Source organism: Paraburkholderia sp. FW306-02-B, from assembly GCF_058782725.1.
Window position 1 is genome coordinate 3,219,256 of the sequence record NZ_JBYSXZ010000001.1, and the last position, 22,141, is coordinate 3,241,396.

15 protein-coding genes, 1 tRNA gene and 1 pseudogene are annotated in these 22,141 nt (G+C 62.6%); 9 read left to right on the forward strand and 8 right to left on the reverse strand.

Features of this window, described 5'->3' with window-relative positions:
• Positions 1-273 precede the first annotated feature (273 nt).
• Positions 274-4,416: an ESPR-type extended signal peptide-containing protein gene (locus tag AC3WOG_RS14230; protein ID WP_492578600.1), complete on the reverse strand. Its 4,143-nt coding sequence runs from the start codon at positions 4,414-4,416 to the stop codon at positions 274-276.
• Between the two features lie 494 nt (positions 4,417-4,910).
• On the reverse strand, positions 4,911-5,594 hold the full coding sequence (locus AC3WOG_RS14235) for an OmpA family protein (RefSeq protein ID WP_492578601.1): 684 nt from the start codon (positions 5,592-5,594) through the stop codon (positions 4,911-4,913).
• 632 nt (positions 5,595-6,226) lie between these two features.
• Here AC3WOG_RS14235 and AC3WOG_RS14240 point away from each other — a divergent pair.
• A pseudogene (locus AC3WOG_RS14240) lies at positions 6,227-7,401 on the forward strand (IS3 family transposase).
• A gap of 209 nt (positions 7,402-7,610) precedes the next feature.
• On the opposite strand, the gene AC3WOG_RS14245 reads toward AC3WOG_RS14240, so the two are convergent.
• A tRNA-Leu gene (locus tag AC3WOG_RS14245) sits at positions 7,611-7,695 on the reverse strand.
• A gap of 168 nt (positions 7,696-7,863) precedes the next feature.
• Here AC3WOG_RS14245 and AC3WOG_RS14250 point away from each other — a divergent pair.
• The 6 genes from AC3WOG_RS14250 (at position 7,864) to AC3WOG_RS14275 (ending at position 13,793) form a co-directional block, all read left to right on the forward strand.
• Positions 7,864-8,934, forward strand: a complete 1,071-nt coding sequence (locus tag AC3WOG_RS14250; protein ID WP_492578602.1) for a LacI family DNA-binding transcriptional regulator — start codon at positions 7,864-7,866, stop codon at positions 8,932-8,934.
• A 92-nt stretch (positions 8,935-9,026) separates the two neighbouring features.
• Positions 9,027-10,106, forward strand: coding sequence for an ABC transporter substrate-binding protein (locus tag AC3WOG_RS14255; RefSeq protein WP_492578603.1), 1,080 nt, complete (start codon positions 9,027-9,029; stop codon positions 10,104-10,106).
• Positions 10,103-10,927, forward strand: a complete 825-nt coding sequence (locus AC3WOG_RS14260; RefSeq protein WP_410837180.1) for an ABC transporter permease — start codon at positions 10,103-10,105, stop codon at positions 10,925-10,927. The genes AC3WOG_RS14255 and AC3WOG_RS14260 overlap by 4 nt, the downstream gene beginning before the upstream one ends.
• Before the next feature lie 32 nt (positions 10,928-10,959).
• Positions 10,960-11,871 carry an ABC transporter permease gene (locus tag AC3WOG_RS14265; RefSeq protein WP_492578604.1) on the forward strand — a complete coding sequence of 304 codons (912 nt, stop codon included), beginning with the start codon at positions 10,960-10,962 and terminating at the stop codon, positions 11,869-11,871.
• Positions 11,868-12,917: an ABC transporter ATP-binding protein gene (locus tag AC3WOG_RS14270; RefSeq protein ID WP_492578605.1), complete on the forward strand. Its 1,050-nt coding sequence runs from the start codon at positions 11,868-11,870 to the stop codon at positions 12,915-12,917. Before AC3WOG_RS14265 ends, AC3WOG_RS14270 begins: the two co-directional genes overlap by 4 nt.
• 48 nt (positions 12,918-12,965) lie before the next feature.
• Positions 12,966-13,793 carry a phosphodiesterase gene (locus tag AC3WOG_RS14275; protein ID WP_492578606.1) on the forward strand — a complete coding sequence of 276 codons (828 nt, stop codon included), beginning with the start codon at positions 12,966-12,968 and terminating at the stop codon, positions 13,791-13,793.
• A 13-nt stretch (positions 13,794-13,806) separates the two neighbouring features.
• Here the strand turns inward: AC3WOG_RS14275 and AC3WOG_RS14280 are convergent, their stop codons facing one another.
• Positions 13,807-14,301 (reverse strand): DUF2569 domain-containing protein, encoded by a 495-nt coding sequence (locus tag AC3WOG_RS14280; protein WP_492578607.1) that lies wholly within the window; start codon positions 14,299-14,301, stop codon positions 13,807-13,809.
• A gap of 214 nt (positions 14,302-14,515) precedes the next feature.
• Here AC3WOG_RS14280 and AC3WOG_RS14285 point away from each other — a divergent pair, with 214 nt between their 5' ends.
• Both AC3WOG_RS14285 and AC3WOG_RS14290 read left to right on the forward strand, forming a co-directional pair.
• Positions 14,516-15,721 (forward strand): MFS transporter, encoded by a 1,206-nt coding sequence (locus AC3WOG_RS14285; protein ID WP_492578608.1) that lies wholly within the window; start codon positions 14,516-14,518, stop codon positions 15,719-15,721.
• 1,164 nt (positions 15,722-16,885) lie between these two features.
• On the forward strand, positions 16,886-18,961 hold the full coding sequence (locus AC3WOG_RS14290) for a 2,4-dienoyl-CoA reductase FMN-binding domain-containing protein (protein ID WP_492578609.1): 2,076 nt from the start codon (positions 16,886-16,888) through the stop codon (positions 18,959-18,961).
• Between the two features lie 66 nt (positions 18,962-19,027).
• On the opposite strand, the gene AC3WOG_RS14295 is transcribed toward AC3WOG_RS14290, so the two are convergent.
• The 4 genes from AC3WOG_RS14295 to AC3WOG_RS14310 form a co-directional block, all read right to left on the reverse strand.
• Positions 19,028-19,978, reverse strand: coding sequence for an EamA family transporter (locus tag AC3WOG_RS14295; protein WP_492578610.1), 951 nt, complete (start codon positions 19,976-19,978; stop codon positions 19,028-19,030).
• A gap of 375 nt (positions 19,979-20,353) precedes the next feature.
• Positions 20,354-20,596, reverse strand: a complete 243-nt coding sequence (locus AC3WOG_RS14300; RefSeq protein ID WP_492578611.1) for a pentapeptide MXKDX repeat protein — start codon at positions 20,594-20,596, stop codon at positions 20,354-20,356.
• A gap of 110 nt (positions 20,597-20,706) precedes the next feature.
• Entirely contained in the window at positions 20,707-21,471 is a 765-nt protein-coding gene (locus AC3WOG_RS14305) for a molybdopterin-dependent oxidoreductase (protein ID WP_492578612.1), read from the reverse strand.
• Between the two features lie 23 nt (positions 21,472-21,494).
• Positions 21,495-22,133, reverse strand: a complete 639-nt coding sequence (locus tag AC3WOG_RS14310) for a cytochrome b/b6 domain-containing protein (protein ID WP_492578613.1) — start codon at positions 22,131-22,133, stop codon at positions 21,495-21,497.
• Between the last annotated feature and the right edge of the window lie 8 nt (positions 22,134-22,141).

The following is a 22,141-nucleotide window of genomic DNA, read 5'->3' on the forward strand; positions in this document are numbered from 1 at the left end:
TCCCGGCGTACGGATATTCCTATATCCACCTTAACTCCAGACCGCTGCGGTGAGTACTCGTTTCCCGGCGCGACAACCTGTCGCCATGGCAATCAGCTGCATTCATTCTACGAGCGTTTCAGAGCACATGGAGACAGGTTCCGGACAATTCCGCGCGGAACATCGCTTCGCAAAAAAAATGCCGCCGCATACCGAGTATGCGGCGGCCCAAGCCGGAGGATCTGGCCGGAGAACGTCTTAGTCAGCGACCAGATCCGGTGGCAAGTGAGGCAATTACCACTGGTACGACATACCCGCGCCCCAAACGGTGCCACCGCTGCTGTAGCTCACACCAGCCTTCACCTTCAGGTTCTGGGTGACGCGGGCCGTCCCGCCGAGAGCAGTTGCCTGGTAGCCCTTGTAGTTACCAGTCCCCACCCCGATAGACAGCGTCTTGCCCGGGTCGACGTCCGGAATCATCGTCAGTGCCGTAGCGGCGGCCACACCGGAATACGCATTACGGGCCATCGAATTGATCTGGCCTTGCATACCCGACATCGCGCCGTTGAGCTGGCCGACGTTGACGGCATCGGTTGCGTTGACACCAGGCGCGACGTTCGTGATGCGTCGCTCGCTACCCTGCGAGCCAACCGAAACCGTATCCGGCTCACTTGCAACTGAACCCGCGCCGAGGGCAACAGAGTTGGCGGCAGACGCCTTAGCCCCCTGGCCGATTGCCGCACTGCCCGCACCCGTTGCGCTGGCGCTCTCGCCGAACGCAGCACTGCCAGTTCCGGAAGCAACGGCGCTGGCACCCGTGGCAGTACTTTTGTTGCCGGCGGCAACAGCATTCGTACCTGTTGCGGTGCTGTTAGTGCCGGCGGCCACGGCGTTACCACCCAGCGCAGTACCACCGTCGCCAGATGCCGCTGCGTTCGTGCCGTAAGCCGAACTCGTGTCGCCCGATGCGATCGAGTTGGCACCGTTGGCCGTGCTGTTCGTGCCCGAGGCGGCAGCGTTGTTACCCGACGCAGTGCTGTTGTCGCCGGACGCGACTGCGCTTTCGCCGGTCGCCGTCGCACCGCTACCCGATGCAGCCGAGTTGGCACCGTTGGCCGTGCTGTTCTTGCCCGTGGCTGCGGCGTTGTTACCCGATGCAGTGCTGCTGTCGCCGGACGCTGCCGCGTTTTCACCCGTCGCCGTGCTGCCTTCGCCCGTCGCGGTCGAGTTGGCGCCGGTCGCCGTGCTGTTGTCACCCGAGGCAGTCGAGTTCGCGCCGCCCGCCGTGCTGCTGTTGCCCGAGGCTGCCGAGTTGTTACCCGATGCAGTGCTGCTGTCGCCGGACGCTGCTGCGTTTTCACCCGTCGCCGTGCTGCCTTCGCCCGTCGCGGTCGAGTTGGCGCCGGTCGCCGTGCTGTTGTCACCCGAGGCAGTCGAGTTCGCGCCGCCCGCCGTGCTGCTGTTGCCCGAGGCTGCCGAGTTGTTACCCGATGCAGTGCTGCTGTCGCCGGACGCTGCTGCGTTTTCACCCGTCGCCGTGCTGCCTTCGCCCGTCGCGGTCGAGTTGGCGCCGGTCGCCGTGCTGTTGTCACCCGAGGCAGTCGAGTTCGCGCCGCCCGCCGTGCTGCTGTTGCCCGAGGCTGCCGAGTTGTTACCCGATGCAGTGCTGCTGTCACCGGACGCCGCTGCGTTTTCACCCGTCGCCGTGCTGCCTTCGCCCGTCGCGGTCGAGTTGGCGCCGGTCGCCGTGCTGTTGTCGCCCGAGGCTGTCGAGTTCGCGCCGTTCGCCGAGCTGCTGTTGCCCGAGGCTGCCGAGTTGTTACCCGACGCAGTGCTGCTGTCGCCAGACGCCGCTGCGTTTTCACCCGTCGCCGTGCTGCCTTCGCCCGTCGCGGTCGAGTTGGCGCCGGTCGCCGTGCTGTTGTCGCCCGAGGCCGTCGAGTTCGCACCGTTCGCCGAGCTGCTGTTGCCCGAGGCTGCCGAGTTGTTACCCGATGCAGTGCTGCTGTCGCCGGACGCTGCTGCGTTTTCACCCGTCGCCGTGCTGCCTTCGCCCGTTGCGGTCGAGTTGGCGCCGGTCGCCGTGCTGTTGTCGCCCGACGCCGTCGAGTTCGCGCCGCCCGCCGAGCTGCTGTTACCCGTCGCCGCCGAGTTGTCGCCCGTCGCCGTGCTGTTGTCACCCGACGCCGCCGAGTTCGAGCCGGTCGCCGTGCTGCCTTCGCCCGTCGCGGCCGAGTTGTCACCAGTCGCCGTGCTGTTCTCGCCCGAGGCCGTCGAGTTCGCACCGTTTGCCGTGCTGCTGTCGCCCGACGCCGTCGAGTTCGAACCGTTCGCCGTGCTGCTGTTACCGGTCGCAGCCGAGTTGTCGCCGGCAGCCGTGCTGTTGTCGCCCGACGCCGTGGAGTTTGAACCGTTCGCGGTGCTGTTGTCGCCCGACGCCGTGGAGTTCGAACCGTTCGCTGTGCTGTTGTTGCCGGTAGCGGCCGAATTATCGCCAGTCGCCGTGCTGTTGTCACCGGTAGCGGTCGAGTTATCGCCGGTCGCCGTGCTGTTGTCGCCGGATGCAGTCGCATTGTCGCCGGTCGCGACGGAATTATTACCCGACGTGGCGCCATTGCCGGACGCAACACTGTCCCGCAGTGTCGACACAGACGTACTTAACGAAGCAAATTCCGAGGTTAGCAGGCCAAACTGTTCTGATGCCTGTTGTTGCAGGGCGTACAACTGAGAACCGTTGATCGCTTCCGTACTCCCTGCAGAAATGGAGCCGGCGGCAACATTCCTGAGCAGCACAGGGATCGTCGCGCCGACACCGCCGAAGGTAACCTGTCCCTTGACCGAGTCATCATACGCAACGGCATTGGCCATCGCCGTCTGCAGGTTCGTCACGCTATTGCCGACGTTGCTCAGATTCGAGTTAATCCCGCCGAGGCTGGTCGACAGCGAGGTGACATCGTCGACAGTGCTTGCAAGAGCGGTCGACAGCGACGCGTTGCTGGTTTCGGACGACGGAGCGCCCGTCGACAACGACGCAAGATTATCGTTGAATGTGCCGAGGGCGGTCGACAGGGAAGCAACATCGCCAGCGGTCGAAGCGAGACCAGCGGACGTAACGGTCGACAGGGACGTCAACTGCTTAACATTAACGGCGTCCGTTGCATTCACACCGTCAGCCACACCGGAGAGCGTGCGCGCGCCCTGGGTGCCGGCGATATTCAGGCTGGTACCGACGATGTTTGCGCCCAGCGTGATATTGCCGGTGGAGGTGTTCTGTACCAGAATCCCGGGACCCGTGTTCAGTGCGGTGGAAAGCGAGCCGAACTGACTTGCGTTCGACGTCGACAGCGAGGTGAGCTGGCTTAAGTTCACCGCATCGGTCGCATTGACACCGTCGGCCACACCCGAGAGCGTGCGTGTGCCCTGAATGCCGGCGAAGTTCACGTTCGTGCCGCCGACGTTCGCGCCGACGGTAACGATGCCCGTGGCCTGATCCTGACTGACCAGACCAATGCCCGCGGTAATAACTGCAGTCGAAAGCGAAGCCACGCTTGACGTAGTCGACGTGGAGAGCGTCGTGAGCTGCGTCATGTTCACAGCGTCCAGAGCGTCCACGCCTGCGGCCACGTTGGTCAACATGACAGGCGACGTGCGATCCACTCCGCCCAACGTCACCCGGTTGTGAGAAACGCCGTCGTACGCGACTGCGGCGGTCGACAGCGTCGAAAACTGACCCATGTTGACAGCGTCGGTTGGATTCACGCCCGCTGCAACACCCGTCAACGTGCGATTGCCCTGTGTACCGGCGAAGTTGACCGTGGCACCTGCAGCGGTCCCGCCTACCGAGAGTGCACCTGTAGTCTGATCCTGCGACACCAGTCCGAATCCCGAACCGGCGACCGTAGTCGACAGCGAGGTGAACTGCGACATATTCACTGCGTCGGTAGCATTGATGCCCGCAGCCAGGCCAGAGAGGGTTACGCCGCCCGTACCGTTCGACATGGTGAGAATGTTTCCGGTCTCGCCACCGGGGCGGAAATAGACTTCCCCCTTCGTACCGTCCACAACGACCTGCGTGCCGTCCGCATTGAGACCCACCCAATCCCCGGAGCCGGCCACCTGCACGCCGCCCGCCCAAGACGCCGGATCGTTACAGACATTAAAAATCGTCATGCCTGCCGAGTAGCCGCCAGCTGAACCGCCATAATTGACGCACATCGACGCGCTGTTGGCCGCCATTGCGCTCGACTGGAACGGCCCAACGAAGCCCATGGCGGAGAGCGATGCCACAGCGAACATCGACAGGCGAAGCAGCTTTTTCTGACTCCCGCCCGACGCAACAGTGCTAGAAGTCGCACCGCGGTGCCCGGTCGCCTCTTCGGACACCGCGACCCAGGTACGCGTCTTTTCGCACCATACTGTTTTGAAGATCTTGTTCAAACCTCTACTCCTATACCGTTATTAAATTCGCACTACTACATGAGCAAAAGGATCAGAAAACGTGTACCCAAGTCAGTGATACCGCCTTCAGATAATTAGAAGCCACCCAGCTGCGACCGAATACAAAGGCGCCACCACGTGCCACTAGTCCGCCATCAGCCCAACGAATTCCTCTAAACCATGAAAGATACCGAGAGACAACAGCGCCCGATATCGCATTTATTCGAAATATCAGGCGACTCCATCCGTTAGCTCGGTACGAGAGGACGAGTCGAAGACGGCCAACCCAGCGCAGTCACTGGGAAACGGACTGCGCGGTCACATGTCGGCATAATTTTGCTTTGGGGCGATCCGGCTTCCGCGGCGAGAGCCCGCACGCCGAATTCGCCGGCGATTTGCGGCCCCCCAAAATCGCCGATCCCTTCACCCACGCTCCTCGAACCACGATCAGCATCTAGCGGATGATTAAGATCAGCCGATCGCCGACACCACCTTTATTTCTGCTCGAGAACAAGCTCGACACGTCGGTTTTGCGCACGTCCGTCATCCGTCGCATTCGACGCCACAGGGTTGGACTTACCGAAGCCATTCACAACGAAGCGATCCGCCTGCAATCCATGCTCCCGCAGATAAGTCGCAACTGTGCGTGCCCGACGCGTCGACAATGCATTGTTGTAGCTCTCAGAGCCGATAGAGTCCGTATAGCCCGAGACCTGAACCACGCGGAATCGCGTTCCACCCGCGTCAGTGATGAGCTTGTCCAGCGCTCGCCGACCAGCAGGCTTGAGCGTGGACTTGTCAAAATCGAACAGCGCGTCGCCATGCAGCAATACCTTCGCCGGCGACTGAACAGGGGCTGGCGCGGAAGCGGGAGCAGGCACAGCAGCCGGGACGGACATTCGGGAAACCTCACACCGGAACAGAAGCCGATCCGGCGTGCGACCGCGCGGTGCAATCTGCTCAATAACGTGAAGCGCCGGCGAGCCGGGCTGGATCGCGCACATCTCCTGCGCCTTGCTCAGGCAGGAACCGGTCTCCTCAAAGAGCCCCGTACATTCGACCTGATACACCTGTTCGTCACCATGCCCATTGCCCACCGGTCGCATGTTTGCGGTAGGCCCCGAATAGACGGTACACCCAGCGAGAAACAACAGGACAACAAAAGCGATACTTTTCATTTTCGAAAATTTCCATTTCTCATCAAGTCGACAGGCTTACCGCCTCTTCAGGCCAACAACCGCCAGATCACTTCCGCACGGGAGACTGAGGCGCTGCACATTGGAATATCACTGCGTCACGCTCCGGAGCACCGACCAGACTGACACTCTGGTCGCCGCAAATGGCCTTCGCCCTGCGCAGGCAGACGTCCTTCCCACCCAACAGCCCCGAACAGGCTACGCGGAAGCGCTGAACACCGCTGTCCGTCTTTATCGAATAATCGTTAGTTAACGGCGTGGAAGACGACGAACACCCCGCAAGGGCTGCTACAAGCAACAGCGCAAGATATTTCATGACCCTTATCAATCTCCATTCAATCAGCAAGCCGATTCGATCGCCCGTGACGCGAGCGATCGACCGGACGCCTCAAAAGCCAGCGTAAATTAGTGATAGCAAGTCGCGTGGAACACCTTCCCCCGCTTCCCTAGGCCGAAAGATTAGTGATGGACTGCTCGCCCCGATATCGCAGTTCTTCGAAATTTCGTTGGTTTATCCACGAGTGCGGAACTTGTCGGCCGTACGGGTTTGCAGGTGAGGGCGGCCGGAGAAAGTAGACGCCGACATTCCGTAGAATTCAGGAATGGACGCACATATGAATCGAATCCCCAGGGCTGTCTACACGAAGGAATTTCGTGAAGAGGCTGTGAAGCTGGCAATGACCGACGGTGTCGGCATATCGGAGGCTGCCCGTCAACTTTCAATATCGGTGAAGACGCTGGCGAACTGGGTACGCGCCGCGAAGGCCGGCGAACTGGACCGCGTCGGAGAGCATCAGAAGCCACTCACGGAAATCGAAGCGGAACTGGGGCGCATCAAGCGCGAACTGGCCGAAGTGAAGATGGAGCGCGACTTACTAAAAAAATTCGCGATGCACTTTGCGAAGGCGTCGTGGTGAGGTACGGCGTGATTGAACAGATGCGACAGGACTACCCGGTACCACCAATGTGCCGGCTGCTGGGTGTTTCCGTGAGCGGCTATTACGCGTGGCGCAAACGGCCGCTGTCGTTGCGAGCACAACGGGAACCACGCCTCGAAGCCGAAGTACTCGCGATACATCAGCGCACAGATGAGCGCTTTGGTCCCGAACGCTTGCAGAGGCACCTCGAGGAACGAGGCGTGCGGGTCGGCGTTCACCGCAGAAAAAGGCTACGTAAAAAGCTTGGGCTGAAGTGCAGGCAGAAACGCAAATTCAAGGCGGCGACCCATTCGAAGCACGACCTACCGGTGGCGCCGAACCTGCTGAACCGGAATTTCAAGGTAACTGCACCGAATCAGGCGTGATGCAGTGACATCACCTGCATTGCGACCGACGAAGGCTGGCTATGCCTCGCAGGCCTGAAAGACCTGTTCAGCGGAGAACTGGTTGGTTACGCGATGAGCGAGCGTCTGGCGAAGCATCTGGTGATGCAGGCATTGTTCCGCGCGGTTACCTCGCAGCGTCCGCCAGCCGGCCTTATCCACCACACCGGTCGCGGCAGTCAATATTGCGCTCACGCATACCAGGAGCTTGTCGGCCAGTTCCGGATGCAGACGTCAATGGGTCGCCGGGCAAACTGTTTCGACAACGCGCCGATTGAATCGTTTTGGGGAACGCTAAAAAGTTAACGGGTCTATCATCAGCGATTCACGACACGCGGGCAGGCAAAGCGCACAGTCAGCGAATACATCGAGATGTTCTACAACCGGCAACGCACGCGGGCCCGTCTCGACTATCTGTCGCCCGTGGCATTCACGCAGCGCGACTATCTGAATCAGGTCGCTGCTTAACCCGTTGACGTCCACGGCTTCCGACCGACCTCACTCCTGGAGGCATTTTTTGCAAGGACGTCGGCTTTTTCGCCAACATGCCCCCTAAGATGCCCCACATACTCCAGATATCAACGGAACTGTGCAGACTCTCTGGGAAATAGAAAACCCGCAAAGCCATAATCTATGGCGGGTTTCTGGATTTCAACGGAATCCTTGGGAAGAATTCCTGGTGCCGGGGACCGGACTCGAACCGGCAAGCCGTGAAGCGGCGGATTTTAAGTCCGCTATGTTTACCAATTTCATCACCCCGGCAAGGGCGGACGCGATTCTACCATTGTGCCGCGGGCGCACCAAACCGGACGAAGCCGCGCCGAACAACCCGCGACCCAGGCGGCACGCCGCAATTTTAACGTCATCCGGAAGTCACAGACACTGCCGATAATCCCCCCGACGAAAACGTTTACATCTCGGGCGGAAACAATGATCCCAACGATCAAAGATGTCGCTGCACACGCGGGTTTTTCCATCGCCACGGTTTCGCGCGCGATCAACGCGCCGCATACCGTCAACCCGGTCACGCTCGACAAAGTACGTCAGTCGATCGACGCGCTCAACTTCCGTCCCAGTCCGCTAGGCCGCCAACTGCGCAGCGAGCGCACGCGCCTCATCGGCGTGGTGCTGCCGACGCTCGCCAACCCGGTGTTCGCGGAATGCCTGCAAGGCATCGACGATCTCGCGTCGGCGCAAGGCTACCGCCTGATGCTGATGACCACCCAGTACGACGCCGACCGCGAACGCCACGCCATCGAGACGCTGCGCGAACACCGCGTCGAAGGCCTGATCCTGACGGTCGCCGATGCGGACACGCATCCGCTGCTCGACGATCTCGACCGCGCCGGCCTGCTGTACACGCTGATGCATAACGACACGGTGCGGCGCCCGTCGGTCTCGGTCGACAATCGCCTCGCCGCTTTCGACGGCGTGCGCATGCTGATCGCGCACGGCCATCGCCGCATCCTGATGCTGGCGGGCACGCTAGCCGCTTCCGACCGCGCCCGCCAGCGGCATCTCGGCTACGCGCAGGCCATGCAGCAGGCCGGCCTCACCCCCGCGCCGGCGCTCGAGGTCGATTTCAACGCCGACGAACTGGCGCCGTCCGTGCTCGCGCATCTGACGAGCGGCCCGAACCGCCCGACCGCCCTCTTCTGCAGCAACGATCTGCTGGCGATGGTCGTGATGCGCGGCCTGCGCCGCGCGCGTCTGCAAATTCCACACGACATGTCGATTCTGGGTTTCGACGGCCTCGCGATGGGCGAACTGCTGTCGCCGCCATTGGCGAGCGTCTGCGCGCCGAATCGCGAGATCGGCTGCGCGGCGTGGCAGCGGTTGCTGGCCCGCGTGACCGGCACATACGACGCATTCGGTGAAACCTCGCTCGCGCTGACCTTGCCGCACACCTTGCGCGAAGGCGCCACCATCGCGGCGATTTCGAACCTGAACGCAGCCTCGCCGGCGCGCTTCACGGAGCCGGCCGCGAGGCCATTTGCATAACCCCGTTTGCATAACCCCGTTTGCATCACTCCGTTTGTATAACACCCTTAAACCTCGAACCACTCACTCGCTTCTTCCCCTGGAGACCCGCTGTGATCCGCCCTTCAGCACGCTTAGCTTCGCCGATCAAACCCCTCTCGCACCGTCTCAATCGCACCGTGGCCGCCGCGCTGTCGGCTTGCGCCATCGTCAGCACCGCGCTTGTGATCTTCGCGCCGCAACTCGCCCACGCCGACGAAACCGCCATCTGCTACAACTGCCCGCCCGAATGGGCAGACTGGGCAAGCCAGATCAAGGCGATCCAGCAAAAGACCGGCATCCGCGTGCCGTTCGACAACAAGAACTCCGGTCAGTCGATTGCGCAATTGATGGCCGAGCAGAAGAGCCCGGTCGCCGACGTGGTGTATCTCGGCGTGTCGTCGGCCTTCCAGGCGAAAGACAAGGGTGTGATCCAGCCGTACAAGCCGGCGCACTGGGACGACATTCCCGCGAACCTGAAGGATCCGCAAGGCTACTGGTTCACGATTCACTCGGGCACGCTGGGCTTTTTCGTCAACAAGGACGCACTCGAAGGCAAGCCGGTGCCGCGTTCGTGGGCCGATCTTCTGAAGCCCGAGTACAAAGGCATGATCGGCTACCTCGATCCGTCGAGTGCGTTCGTCGGCTATGCGGGCGCGGTCGCGGTGAATCAGGCGCTCGGCGGCACGCTCGACAACTTCGAACCGGGCCTCGACTGGTTCCGCAAGCTGAAGGCCAACGCGCCGATCGTGCCGAAGCAGACCGCCTATGCGCGCGTGATGTCCGGTGAAATTCCGATCCTGCTCGACTACGACTTCGACGCCTACCGCGCAAAGTACAAGGATCACGCGAACGTCGAGTTCGTGATTCCGAAGGAAGGCACGATCTCGGTGCCGTATGTGATGAGTCTCGTGAAGGGCGCGCCGCACGATGCCAACGGCAAGAAGGTGCTCGATTTCGTACTCTCCGACGAAGGCCAGAAACTGTGGGCCGACGCCTATCTGCGTCCGGTGCGCGCCAACGCGATGAGCCCAGAAACCGCCGCGAAATTCCTGCCGGCCAGCGACTACGCACACGTCAAGCCGGTCGATTTCGGCAAGATGGCCGAGAAGCAGTCTAGCTTCGGCGAGCGTTATCTACAGGTGATGCATTGAACGACATCACGTTCCCGCTGCGCTGGCGTATCGCGTTGATCGCGCCGGCGCTGGCGGTTTTCATCGCGTTCTGGCTGTTGCCGATGGGCGCGCTCGCGCAGATCAGCGGCGACGGCCACGCGTTCGCGACCTATCGCGCGATGCTGACCAATCCGCGCTACATGTCGAGCCTCGGTGCGACCATCGTGTTGTCCGCGGCGGTGACGGCGGCGACGCTGGTGCTCTCGGTGATCGCCGGCTTGCTGCTGGCGCGCCGCGAGTTTCCGTTAAAGCGCACGCTGCTCGCGTTGCTGACGTTTCCGCTGGCCTTCCCCGGTGTGGTGGTCGGCTTCATGGTCATCATGCTGGCGGGGCGCCAAGGCCTGATCGGCGCACTGTCGTTGAAGCTGACCGGCGACCGCTGGGTGTTCGCGTATTCGATGAGCGGCCTCTTTCTCGGCTACCTGTACTTCTCGATTCCGCGCGTGATCGTCACGGTGATGGCGTCGGCGACCAAGCTCGACGCCTCGCTCGAAGAAGCCGCGCGCTCGCTCGGCGCGTCGCCGTGGCGGATCACGCGCGACATCGTGCTGCCCGCGCTGTCGCCGGGTCTGATCGCGGCGGGCGCCGTGTGCTTCGCCACTGCGATGGGCGCGTTCGGCACGGCCTTCACGCTCGCCACCGACATCGACGTGTTGCCGATGACCATCTACACCGAGTTCACGCTGAACGCGAACATGATGACCGCCGCGGGCCTGTCCATCGTGCTCGGCATCGTCACGTGGCTCGTGCTGGCATTCGCGCGCAGCGTGACCGGCTCGGCCGTCGCGGCCAGCGCGTGAGCGGTGTTTCCAAACCGGATGACAAGACCTCGATGAATTCGATCACCGCCCCAATCCATCCCGGCGCGAAGCGGCGCTCACGGCTCAGGTTGCCGAGCTCGCGCACCTTGCTCGCAGCCGGACAATGGCTCGTCACGCTGCTGCTGTGCGCGTTTCTGATCGTGCCGGTCGTGATGTCGATCGTGGCCGGACTCACGGTCAACTACTTCAAAGGCGTATCGAGCGGACTCACGCTGCGCTGGCTGATCGAAGTGTGGACGCAATATCACGGCTCGGTGTTTCTGTCGCTCGAAGTGGCGGCCATGACCCTGCTCATTACGCTCGTGACCGGCGTGCCTGCCGGCTATGTGCTGGCTCGCAGCAAAACGCGTCTGTCGCGGATCATCGAAGAGTTTCTGGTGCTGCCGATCGCGCTGCCCGGGCTCGCTTCGGCGCTCGCCTTGCTGGTGGTCTACGGCGGTTTTACGATGTTCCGCATGAGCGTCGCGTTCATCGTCGTAGGGCATGTGGTGTTCACGCTGCCGTTCATGGTCCGCGCCGTCGCGGCGGTTTGCGCAAGCAGCGATCTGCGCACCCTCGAAGAAGGCGCGGCCAGTCTCGGCGCGAGCTTCCTGCAGCGCTTCGTGACGATCGTGTTGCCGAATGCGCGGCCGGGCATTGTCGCCGGTGCGCTGGCGGTGCTGACGCTGTCGATCGGCGAATTCAACCTGACGTGGATGCTGCACACGCCCGATACCAAGACGCTGCCGGTCGGCCTCGCCGACACCTACGCATCGCTGCGCATCGAAATCGGCAGCGCGTACACGATTCTGTTTTTCATCATGACGATGCCTTTGCTCGTCGCGATGCAATGGCTCGGCGTCGATGCGACCGGCCAGCGCAGCGTGGCGAAAAAGCGCGTCGCTGCCTCCCGTTCGAAGCCTATACCGACGTCAACGCCATGAAACTCGCCTCCGTTCCCATCACGCTCACGCAATGCGCGAAAACATTTCGCGGCACCCGCGTGCTCGAACCGCTCGATCTGCACATCGGCGCCGGTGAAACGCTGGTGCTGCTCGGGCCGTCCGGTTGCGGCAAGACCACCACGCTGCGCATGATCGCGGGTCTCGAAACACCCGACGCCGGCGGCCGGATCGCGTTCGGCGACGACGACGTCACCGCGCTGCCAATCGAAAAACGCCAGGTCGGCATGGTGTTCCAGAGCTATGCGCTGTTTCCGAACCTGAGCGTGCGCGGCAACGTCGGCTACGGACTGAAGATCAAGCACGTGCCGGCTGAGACCGCACGGCAACGGGTCGACGAGTTGCTCGCGATGATGCGTCTCACGGCCCACGCGGACAAACCGGTCGACCAGCTCTCCGGCGGCCAGCGTCAGCGTGTTGCACTGGCGCGCGCACTGGCTGTGCAGCCGCGCGTGCTGCTGCTCGACGAACCGCTGACCGCACTCGACGCCCGCCTGCGCGACACCTTGCGCAGCGAGATGAATACGCTGCTGCGCGAACTCGGCATCACGACCGTCTACGTGACGCACGATCAGGCCGAAGCGATGGAACTCGGCGACCGGATCGTCGTGATGAGCGCCGGGCGCATCGAACAGATCGGCTCGCCGCGCGACATCTACTATCGTCCCGCGAACCGGACGGTTGCGCAGTTCGTCGGCACGATCAACCGGCTGGCGGGCGAGCGCCGCGCCGGCCTGTTGACGACGATCGGCGGCGCCGTGCCGCTTCCGTCCGACCGTGTCCACGCGAGCAGCGACACGTACGAATTTTTCTTCCGTCCCGAGGATGCCTATCTCGCCGACCCGGCGAGCGCCCACTTGCGCGGCAACATAGAAAGCACGGCGTTTCTCGGCGAGCGCACCCGGCTGACAATCGGCGGCGCCGCACCGGACGCGTTGCTGATCGACGTCGCGGGCCGCATCGAGCTGGCGCGCGGTACGCCGGTCGGCATTTCGCTCGCGCAGGACGCGCTGATCGCGCTATCGTGACAAGCTCGCATCGCATTTTTTTGCGCGCTATAAACCAAGGACATCCCCATGCTGCTGGCTCAAATTAGCGACTTGCACATCAAACGGCCCGGCGCGCTGGCCTATCGGCGCGTCGACACCAGCGCCTACCTTGCACGTTGTATCGCCGCGCTCAATGCGCTGGATCCGCGTCCCGATGCGGTGATCATGACCGGCGATCTGGTCGATCAAGGCGATCCGGCGCAGTACGAACACCTCAAGACGCTGCTCGCGCCGCTCGAGATTCCCTACTACCTGCTGGTCGGCAATCACGACGAGCGCGTCGCGTTGCGCGCGGCGTTCCCGAAACGCGCGGAGTTGCAAGGCGGCGGCGAGTTCGTGCAATACGCGGTCGATGTCGGTCCGCTGCGCGTGATCGCGCTCGATTCGACGGTGCCGGGTCAAAGCGCCGGCAATCTGTGCGACGCGCGGCTCGCCTGGCTCGCGACGCAACTCGATGCAGCGCAAGGCAAGCCCACGGTGGTCGCGTTGCATCATCCGCCGTTCGTGTGCGGGATCGCGCATATGGATGAACTGCGGCTCGATCCGGCCGCGGCGGACCAACTCGCCGCGTTGATCGCGCGTTATCCGAACGTCGAGCGGGTGATTTCCGGACATGTGCATCGGCCGATGTTCGTGCGCTTTGGCGGCACGATTGCGTCAGCGGTGCCGGCGCCCGCGCATCAGGTCGTGCTCGACTTGCGCGACAACGGGCCCTCCGCGTTCGTGATGGAGCCGCCTGCGTTCGCGCTGCATCGCTACGACCCGGCGACCGGCATCGTCACGCATCATGCGTATGTGGATGCCGCCGACGGGCCGTATCCGTTTTACGAGCCTGAAGGCGAGTTGATCGACTGACGGCGTTGCCGGTTCAGTTGACGACGAAGGTAGCCTGCACGCGCCGGGACAGCCTGAAGTACGGTATCCCGAGCGCGGCGGCGACAACGGCCTGGATGAAACCGTCGAACGGCATCGCGATGTCGATACCGATCGCGTAGCTCATAGAGTCGCCGAGCAGGTAGGCGCCGGTCCGCATGACGACGATCGCGAACAGCCAGGCTTGAACCTGAACCGGGAAGCGCGCCGATTTGCGCCGCGCGAGCAACGACAGCCAGCCCGCGCCGGCCACGATAAACGCGCCGATGATCACGTCGAAGCCGACTGCCGTGATCACGGTGCGATACCAACCGTGCGTGTCGGGCCGCACAAACACCGCGAGCAGCTCCCATTCGAGCATCAGTTTGAGTGGATCGCGCAGTGCGATCGCGGTCGAGAGCGCCCATGCGGTGAGGCAGAGCAAGGCCACCAGAAGCCAGCCGCCGAAGGCCTTCGGTTCGAGTTTTGTTAGTTTTGTTGTTACTGTCATGCAGTCCGTTACGTGATGAGTCCTTTAGCGCGTGACGATTCTACGAACGGAAAGCGAACGACCATCTCATTTTTGCGCGGACGGGTCAGCGCCACCGGCGCATTGCTTGCGGCTCGTAAGCGCAGACCGTGACCGTCAGCACGATCCGCCCTGCTCCGGTATGATCGGCACGCTTGAGGACCGCGCATGGGCCGGTCCATCGATAGCTCTTCTCATGTCCACTTCCGACACCTCTTCTTCCGCATCCACTGACCGGTCATTGCGCGGCCTGTTGCTGCTGCTCGCGACGATTGCAGGCGTGGCTGTCGCGAACATTTACTACAACCAGCCGCTGCTCGACAACTTCCGGCAGTCGTTTCCGGACAGCGCGTCGTGGGTCGGCGCGGTGCCGGCCGTGACACAGCTCGGCTACGCGGCCGGGATGCTGTTGCTGGCGCCGCTCGGCGACCGGTTCGATCGACGCCTGTTGATCCTGTTGCAGATCGCGGGCATGTGCGTCGCGCTGGTGGTGGCGGCTGCGGCGCCGACGCTGCCGGTACTGATCTTCGCGGGCCTCGCGATCGGCGTGCTCGCCACCATTGCGCAGCAGGCCGTGCCGTTCGCGGCGGAACTGGCGCCGCCGTCCGAACGTGGCCATGCGGTCGGCACGGTCATGAGCGGCTTGTTGCTCGGGATTTTACTGGCCCGGACCGCGGCGGGTCTTGTCGCCGAGTATTTCGGCTGGCGCGCGGTATTCGGCGCTTCCGTTGTCGCGCTGCTCGTGCTGGCGGTGGTGATCATCCTGCGTCTGCCGAAGAGCAAGCCCACCTCGACTCTGGCGTACGGCAAGCTGCTGGTCTCGATGTGGCATCTGGTGGTCGAGCATCGGGCGTTGCGCGAGGCGTCGCTGACGGGCGCGGCGATGTTCGCGGCGTTCAGTATTTTCTGGTCGGTGCTGGCGTTGTTGCTGGCGGGCGCACCGTTTCATCTTGGACCGCAGGCCGCCGGGTTATTCGGGATTGTCGGCGCTGCGGGGGCGCTTGCCGCGCCGCTGGCCGGCAAGTTTTCCGACCGACGCGGGCCGCGGACGATTATCACGATGTCGATCGTGCTGGTGGCGATTTCGTTTTTCGTGTTTGCCTTATCGGCGAAGAGCATTGCTGGGTTAGTGATCGGCGTGATCATTCTTGATGTCGGTGTGCAGGCGGCGCAGATTTCCAATCAATCCAGGATTTATGCGCTGAAGCCTGACGCGCGGAGCCGGGTGAATACGGTTTATATGGTCGCTTATTTTATTGGCGGAGCCATAGGGTCGGGGGTCGGCGCTTTTGTTTGGCCGACTTTTGGATGGATTGGGGTTAGCCTTGCAGGGCTTGTTTTTGCCGGGCTGGCAGCATGGAATCATTTGCGGCTTGCAGCCGGGGATAGGGTTTTGGGGTGATTGGTTTGCCTTCGCGGCGCTTTATTGTCTGTTTGCCTTGCGGCGTTGGCCTTTCCTTGAATTGTTAGTGGTCTATTAGCTTCGCCCCTGTGCTGTTTGCCTGCTCGGCGCTTATGTCTGTTTGCCTATGGCGTTGGCCTTTCCTTGAATTGTTAGTGGTCTATTAGCTTCGCCCCTGTGCTGTTTGCCTGCTCGGCGCTTATGTCTGTTTGCCTATGGCGTTGGCCTTTCCTTGAATTGTTAGTGGTCTATTAGCTTCGCCCCTGTGCGGGGCAGGCACTTACTTTCTTTGCCGCCGCAAAGAAAGTAAGCAAAGAAAGCGGCTTCACACCGCTAACGCTTAAGCGGGTCCCCTGGCTTGGAGGAGGTAGTGGAGCATCTGGAATCGGTGTTCTCGCACACTCCGCGCCGGTGACAAGGCAGTCATTCTTCCGGCGGCGCTGCGCGCGCCGTGGCGGTACTTCACAAAACCGCCCGCCGGTTTTTTGCGCGGGCGTTTCGCTTGGTGCAGTGGCTCGCAGTTGCACAATCCGCAGCAATATCCTGCGTCTCGCCGTATTAGCCACCGGGCGCTACTTTTGCCGAAAACCACAAACCATTTCGGCGCCTCGCCGAGGCGAAGCCGATGGCTCCCGCAGAACGAAGAATCACCCACTGGTTTCCCTTGCAAACCGTTCCGACGAGCACGCAGTGCGAGGCCGGAAGGATGATGCCGGAGGTGCCTATCTGCTATTGGTGTTGAGAAGTACCACCACGGCGCGCGCAGCGCCGCCGGAAGTATGACTGCCTTATCACAAGGGCTGAATGTGCGAGAACACCGATTCCAGATGCTCCACTGCCTCCTCCAAGCCAGGGGACCCGCTTAAGAGCTAGCGGTTTGAGCCGCTTTCTTTTGCCTACTTTTCTTTGCGGCAGGCAAAGAAAAGTAGGTGCCCCCCCGCACAGGGGGAACGCTAATAGACCAATAACAAAAGAAAAACCCAACGCCATAGGTACACAGAAGAAAAGTCCAACGCCGCAGGCACCCACAACAAGGAAAAACCAAAGAAATATGCCTTACGGAGCAACAACCCAAGAGGATTAGAATTTTCCCTCAGAAGGTTGCCCCAATTACCGGTGTATTGTTCGTCCGCATCCAACGCCAATACTTCCACGGTCCTCTGCATGTCTTATCAGCACTTACTGGCCGAACTCGATCTCGGCTTCACTCGCCTCTCCAACCGCGTGGTGATGGGTTCGATGCATACCGGCATGGAGGACCGTTTCTGGAATTACCCGAAACTGGCCGCCTATTTCCGCGAGCGCGCGAAAGGCGGCGTCGGGCTGATCGTGACCGGTGGGATCTCGCCAAACCGGCAAGGCTGGCTGCTGCCGTTCGGCGGCACGCTGAATTCCGTGTTCGACCTGCGCAATCATCGGCTGCTGACCGAGGCCGTGCACGCAGAAGGCGGCAAAATCGCTTTGCAGATCCTGCATGCCGGACGCTATGGCTACCAGCCATTCGTGGTATCGGCGTCGGCACTCAAGTCACCGATCTCGAAGTTCAAACCACGTGCGCTCAGCGAGGCCGGTATTGCGAAGACGGTGCGCGACTACGCGCGTTGCGCACGGCTCGCTCAGCGTGCCGGCTACGACGGCATCGAGATCATGGGCAGCGAAGGCTATCTGCTAAACCAGTTCCTGTGCCCTCGCACCAACCGGCGCACCGACCGCTATGGCGGCAGCATCGAAAACCGCATGCGGCTCGCGCGCGAAATCGTCGAGCAGGTGCGCGCGGTATGCGGCGAACGCTTCATCGTGGTCTACCGGCTCTCGCTGATCGATCTGGTCGAAGGCGGCAACACCTGGGACGAAACCGTGCAGGCCGCACAAGCGCTCGAAGCCGCCGGCGTGACGATGTTCAACACCGGGATCGGCTGGCACGAGGCGCGTGTGCCGACCATCGTGACCTCGGTGCCGCGCGCGGCCTTCGCGTCGCTGAGCGCGCGGCTGAAGGCCGCCGTCCAGGTGCCGGTGATCGTGTCGAACCGGATCAACACGCCCGAGGTCGCGGAAGAACTGCTCGCGCAGGGCGCGGGCGACCTGGTTTCGATGGCAAGGCCCCTGCTTGCCGATCCCGAGTTCGTCCTGAAGGCCGCCGAGGGTCGCGCGCACGAAATCAACACCTGTATCGCCTGCAATCAGGCCTGCCTCGATCACACGTTCAAGAACCAGCGCGCAAGCTGTCTGGTGAATCCGCGCGCGGGACGTGAGACCGAGTTGGTCTATCGGCCGGTCTCCGGTCCGCAGGCAGCGCGTTCGGTGGCGGTGGTCGGCGCGGGACCGGCGGGCTTGTCGGCGGCGACGGTCGCGGCTTCGTGCGGGCATCGCGTGACGCTGTTCGATGCGAGCGCAACGATCGGCGGCCAGTTCAATCTGGCAATGCGCGTGCCGGGCAAGGAAGAGTTCAGAGAAACGATCCGCTATTTTCAGAGCCAGTTGCAACGGCATCGCGTCGACGTGCGGCTCGGCACGCGCGTCGATCCGGCGCTGCTCGCGGCAGGCGCTTACGACGATGTGATCATCGCGACAGGTATCGTGCCGCGGCGGCCGGCAATCGCAGGCATCGACGGGCCGAACGTGCTGTCGTACGTGGACGTGCTGCGCGGTGCGCCGGTGGGACGCCGCGTCGCCGTGATCGGTGCGGGCGGAATCGGCTTCGATGTCAGCGAGTTCCTGCTGCATCGGCCAGGCGAACCGCTGCCGATACCACGCGATGCGTGGCTCGATGAATGGGGCGTCGACCTCGCGGTGCGGGAGCGCGGCGGCTTGAAGCCGCCTGCGCCAGTGCAGCCGGTCCGCGAGATCTGGCTGTTGCAGCGCAAGGCGGGCAAGCTCGGCATGGGGCTCGGCAAGACCTCGGGCTGGGTGCATCGTGCGACGCTGGCGCGAAACGGCGTAAAGATGCTTGGCGGCGTGTCGTATCTGGAGATCAACGAGCGCGGCTTGAAGATTGCGCGTGAAGGCGTCGAAGAATGGCTGCAGGTGGACACGATCGTCGTGTGCGCAGGGCAGGAATCGTTGCGCGACCTGCTTCCGGTCACGGCGCGGAAGAATGCCGCCAAAACGGCGAACGCGACCACCGTGAACAACGCGACAAACGGTCCGCGCTATCACGTGATCGGCGGCGCCAGGGTCGCAACCGAACTGGATGCGAAACGCGCAATCCGCGAAGGCGCGGAAGTCGCGGCGGCGCTCTAAGGACGGCAGGCCGCCGCCCGCCTCAAACGGGACTCAAACGGGACTCAAGCGGCACTCAAGTGGGACTCAAGTGGGACGCTTCTTCCGGTAATCGAACCAGAAAGACAGACCCACGCTTGCCAGAATCACCACTGTGGCGATCACCGTCGAATGCGTGACCGGCTCGCCGAGCAGCAGCGCGCCGAGCGCCACCGCGACCACCGGATTCACGTACATGCAGCTGCTGGCGATGATCGGACTGGTATGCCGGATCAGAAAGCCATAGGCGACATACGCGGTCATCGTCCCGATCAGCATCAGGTAGATGAACGCCAGCACCGGCAGAAAATGCACCTCGAGCATCCGTTCGCCCGATATCCACGCGACCATCGTCGACATTGCACCGCCAAGGCCGATCTGCAACGACGTCGATAGAAACAGATCCGACGGCAGCTTCAACCGCCCGGCCAGATGCGCGCCGCCGGCCCAGAACAGTGCGCCGCACAGAATCGCGAGGCTGCCGCCCGCCGAGCCCGGCGCGTTGTCGCCATGACTCAGGATCGAGATCCCAACCAGCCCGAGACCGACCGCGAACCACTCGCCCCTGGCGATCCGCCGCCCCGCCACCGCCGCGATCACCGTCGCGAATAACGGCACGGTGGCGACCATCACCGCGGCGGTGCCGGTGCCGACGGTGCGCATCCCGTAGGCCAGCATGCCGCTCGACAAGCCGACCAGCATCGTGCCGACGATGCCCGCGTTGCGGATTTCAGCGAAACCCGGCCAGACCGGGTCGCGGCGCGCCGCAAAGATGAACAGCCCGATCCCCGCAAACAGGTTGCGCAAGCCGGAGAGCAACAACGGCGGAAACGAACCGAGCGCCACGTGCACGGCGAGATAAGTCGAGCCCCACACGAGATAGACGACGGCGAGCGCAAGCGCGATCTGTCCGGTGCGGGACTGCGGCAAACGGATGGCCAAACCACGCGGCAGGCGTAGGGAAATACGCGAGAAGAGGCTGGGAAATTGCAGCGACATGCGTTCAGCCCGCCCATGCCGCTCGAGGCGCTGCGCCTCCGCTGAAGACCCTGTGGCGGGATGGCGGACGCCGCATCGGCGATGCGGTCTGACGGGCGAGGCTGGCGGACATGTCGGTGGAACGGAAGGACGAAAGATGGCCAATGGGGCCACAACGCCGCGGCGCTCGACAGGAATCGAGCCACGGCTGACACGCGCCAAACGTCTGGCGCGACGTCGCATTATGCAGTAAGCGCACACCGCGCCGCTTGAAAGAATCGTAACTTTTTGGTGTACTTGCAACAAAAAAGCCGGGGGCGTCTCCCCGGCTTTTACGTGCTGCCACGTGCTCCGACGTGCCGCGTTCGCGCTATGTGATCAGCATCGCGCGATGTCTCAGTTGCCCATGGCGCCCGACGCTTCGGGTTTCATCGCATCGCTGCCTTTTTTCATCTTGTCGTGCTTCTTCGTGTCCTTCTTCATGTTGTCCTTCGACATGCTGTCTTTGGACATTGTGTCCTTCGACATCGTGTCTTTCGACATCGAATCGTTTGACATCGCGCCGCTTGCCTGCGCGAACGCGGCGCCGCCGCTGGTCAGGAGGGCGACGGCCATTGCTGCGATTGCGAATTTTTTCATGGGGTAACTCCGTTTGTTGTGGATGAATCAGAACCGGCCTGGGCCGGCGTATTTCCGAAGCTTCTGCCGCTCGGGGTCGCGCATTTGATTTCAGACCCGACCCGCGCGCGTCAGGAGCCTCCGAACCAGTTGTAGCCCTGGTCGACCCAATAGCCGCCGGGATACGTGTTAGTGACGAACATCTCGACGATGTGCTTCGGATTCTTGTAGCCGAGTTTGGTCGGCATGCGCAGCTTCATTGGAAAGCCGTATTTCGCGGGCAGACGCTCGCCGTCGTACGAGAACGTGAGGAGCGTTTGCGGATGCAGCGCGGTCGGCATGTCGATGCTTTCGTAGTAATCGTCGGCGCATTTGAAGCCGACATACTTCGCATTGGTGTCCGCTCCGATGCGCCGCAAAAAGTCGGCGAACGGCGTGCCGCCCCAGCGGCCGATCGCGCTCCAGCCTTCCACGCAGATATGCCGTGTGATCTGCTCCGCGTGCGGCAGCGCGTACAACTCGGGCAAGGTCCAGACGCGCTGGCCGGTCACAAGGCCGCTGATCTTCAGCTTGTAGTCCGAAGCGTCGACCTCGGGCACCTCGTCGATGCCGTAGAACGCGTTGAACGGGAACGGCCGCGTGATCTGCGCCTCGGTGTAGGTCGGCGCGAGTTGCTTCGGATCGAACAGCGCGGCTTGCGCGCGGTCGTTCAGGCGCGACACCATCATCAGAAATTTGTTGACCGATTCGTCGTCGGTCAGCGAGCAGCCGGTCAGCATCGACAGTCCGCCGAGTGTCAGCAGCCGTTTGCCGAACAGCCGCCGCGACGGCATCGCGAGTTCGCGTCGTGCGTCGATCAGGATCGATTCGCGGTCGAGTTTGTTAGCGGGTTTCATGATTGGATGTCCTTAAGCTTTGCTTAGCGTCCGCGCAACATTGCGAGAAGCGAGCGCGGCACGAGCGCCACCATCGCCAGATGCACGACGATGAAAGCGGCCATCAGCGACATCGCGCAGAAGTGCACGATGCGCGCGTTGTCGTAGCCGCCCATCAATTCGCGCAGCAGCGGGAACTGCACCGACTTCCAGATCGCGAGGCCCGACAGCACCAGCACGATCAGATCGCAGACGACGAACAGGTAGGCGAATTTCTGCACCGCGTTGTAGACGCGCAGATCCGCGTGCGAGAGCTTGCCGGTCAGCGCGGCGATGAAGTCGTGCAGGATGGCGCGCGGTGAAATCGGCAGGAACTTGCGCACGAAACGTCCGCTTATCAGGTTCAGCGCGAGGTACAGCAGGCCGTTGAAGACCAGCAGCCACATTGCCGCGAAATGCCATTGCAGCGCGCCGCCGAGCCAGCCACCGAGGGTGATCGCCGGCGGAAAGGTGAAGCCTGGAAAGATCGGCGAGGCGTCGTAGATGCGCCAGCCTGACAGCATCATGACGATGGCCGCCAGCGCGTTGAGCCAATGCGTGACACGCACCCACACCGGATGAATCGTGCTGCTGAGCGGCGCCGCGGGCGGCGCGGTTTTGCTTAGTGTGTGAGGGGTTGCCATGAGAATCT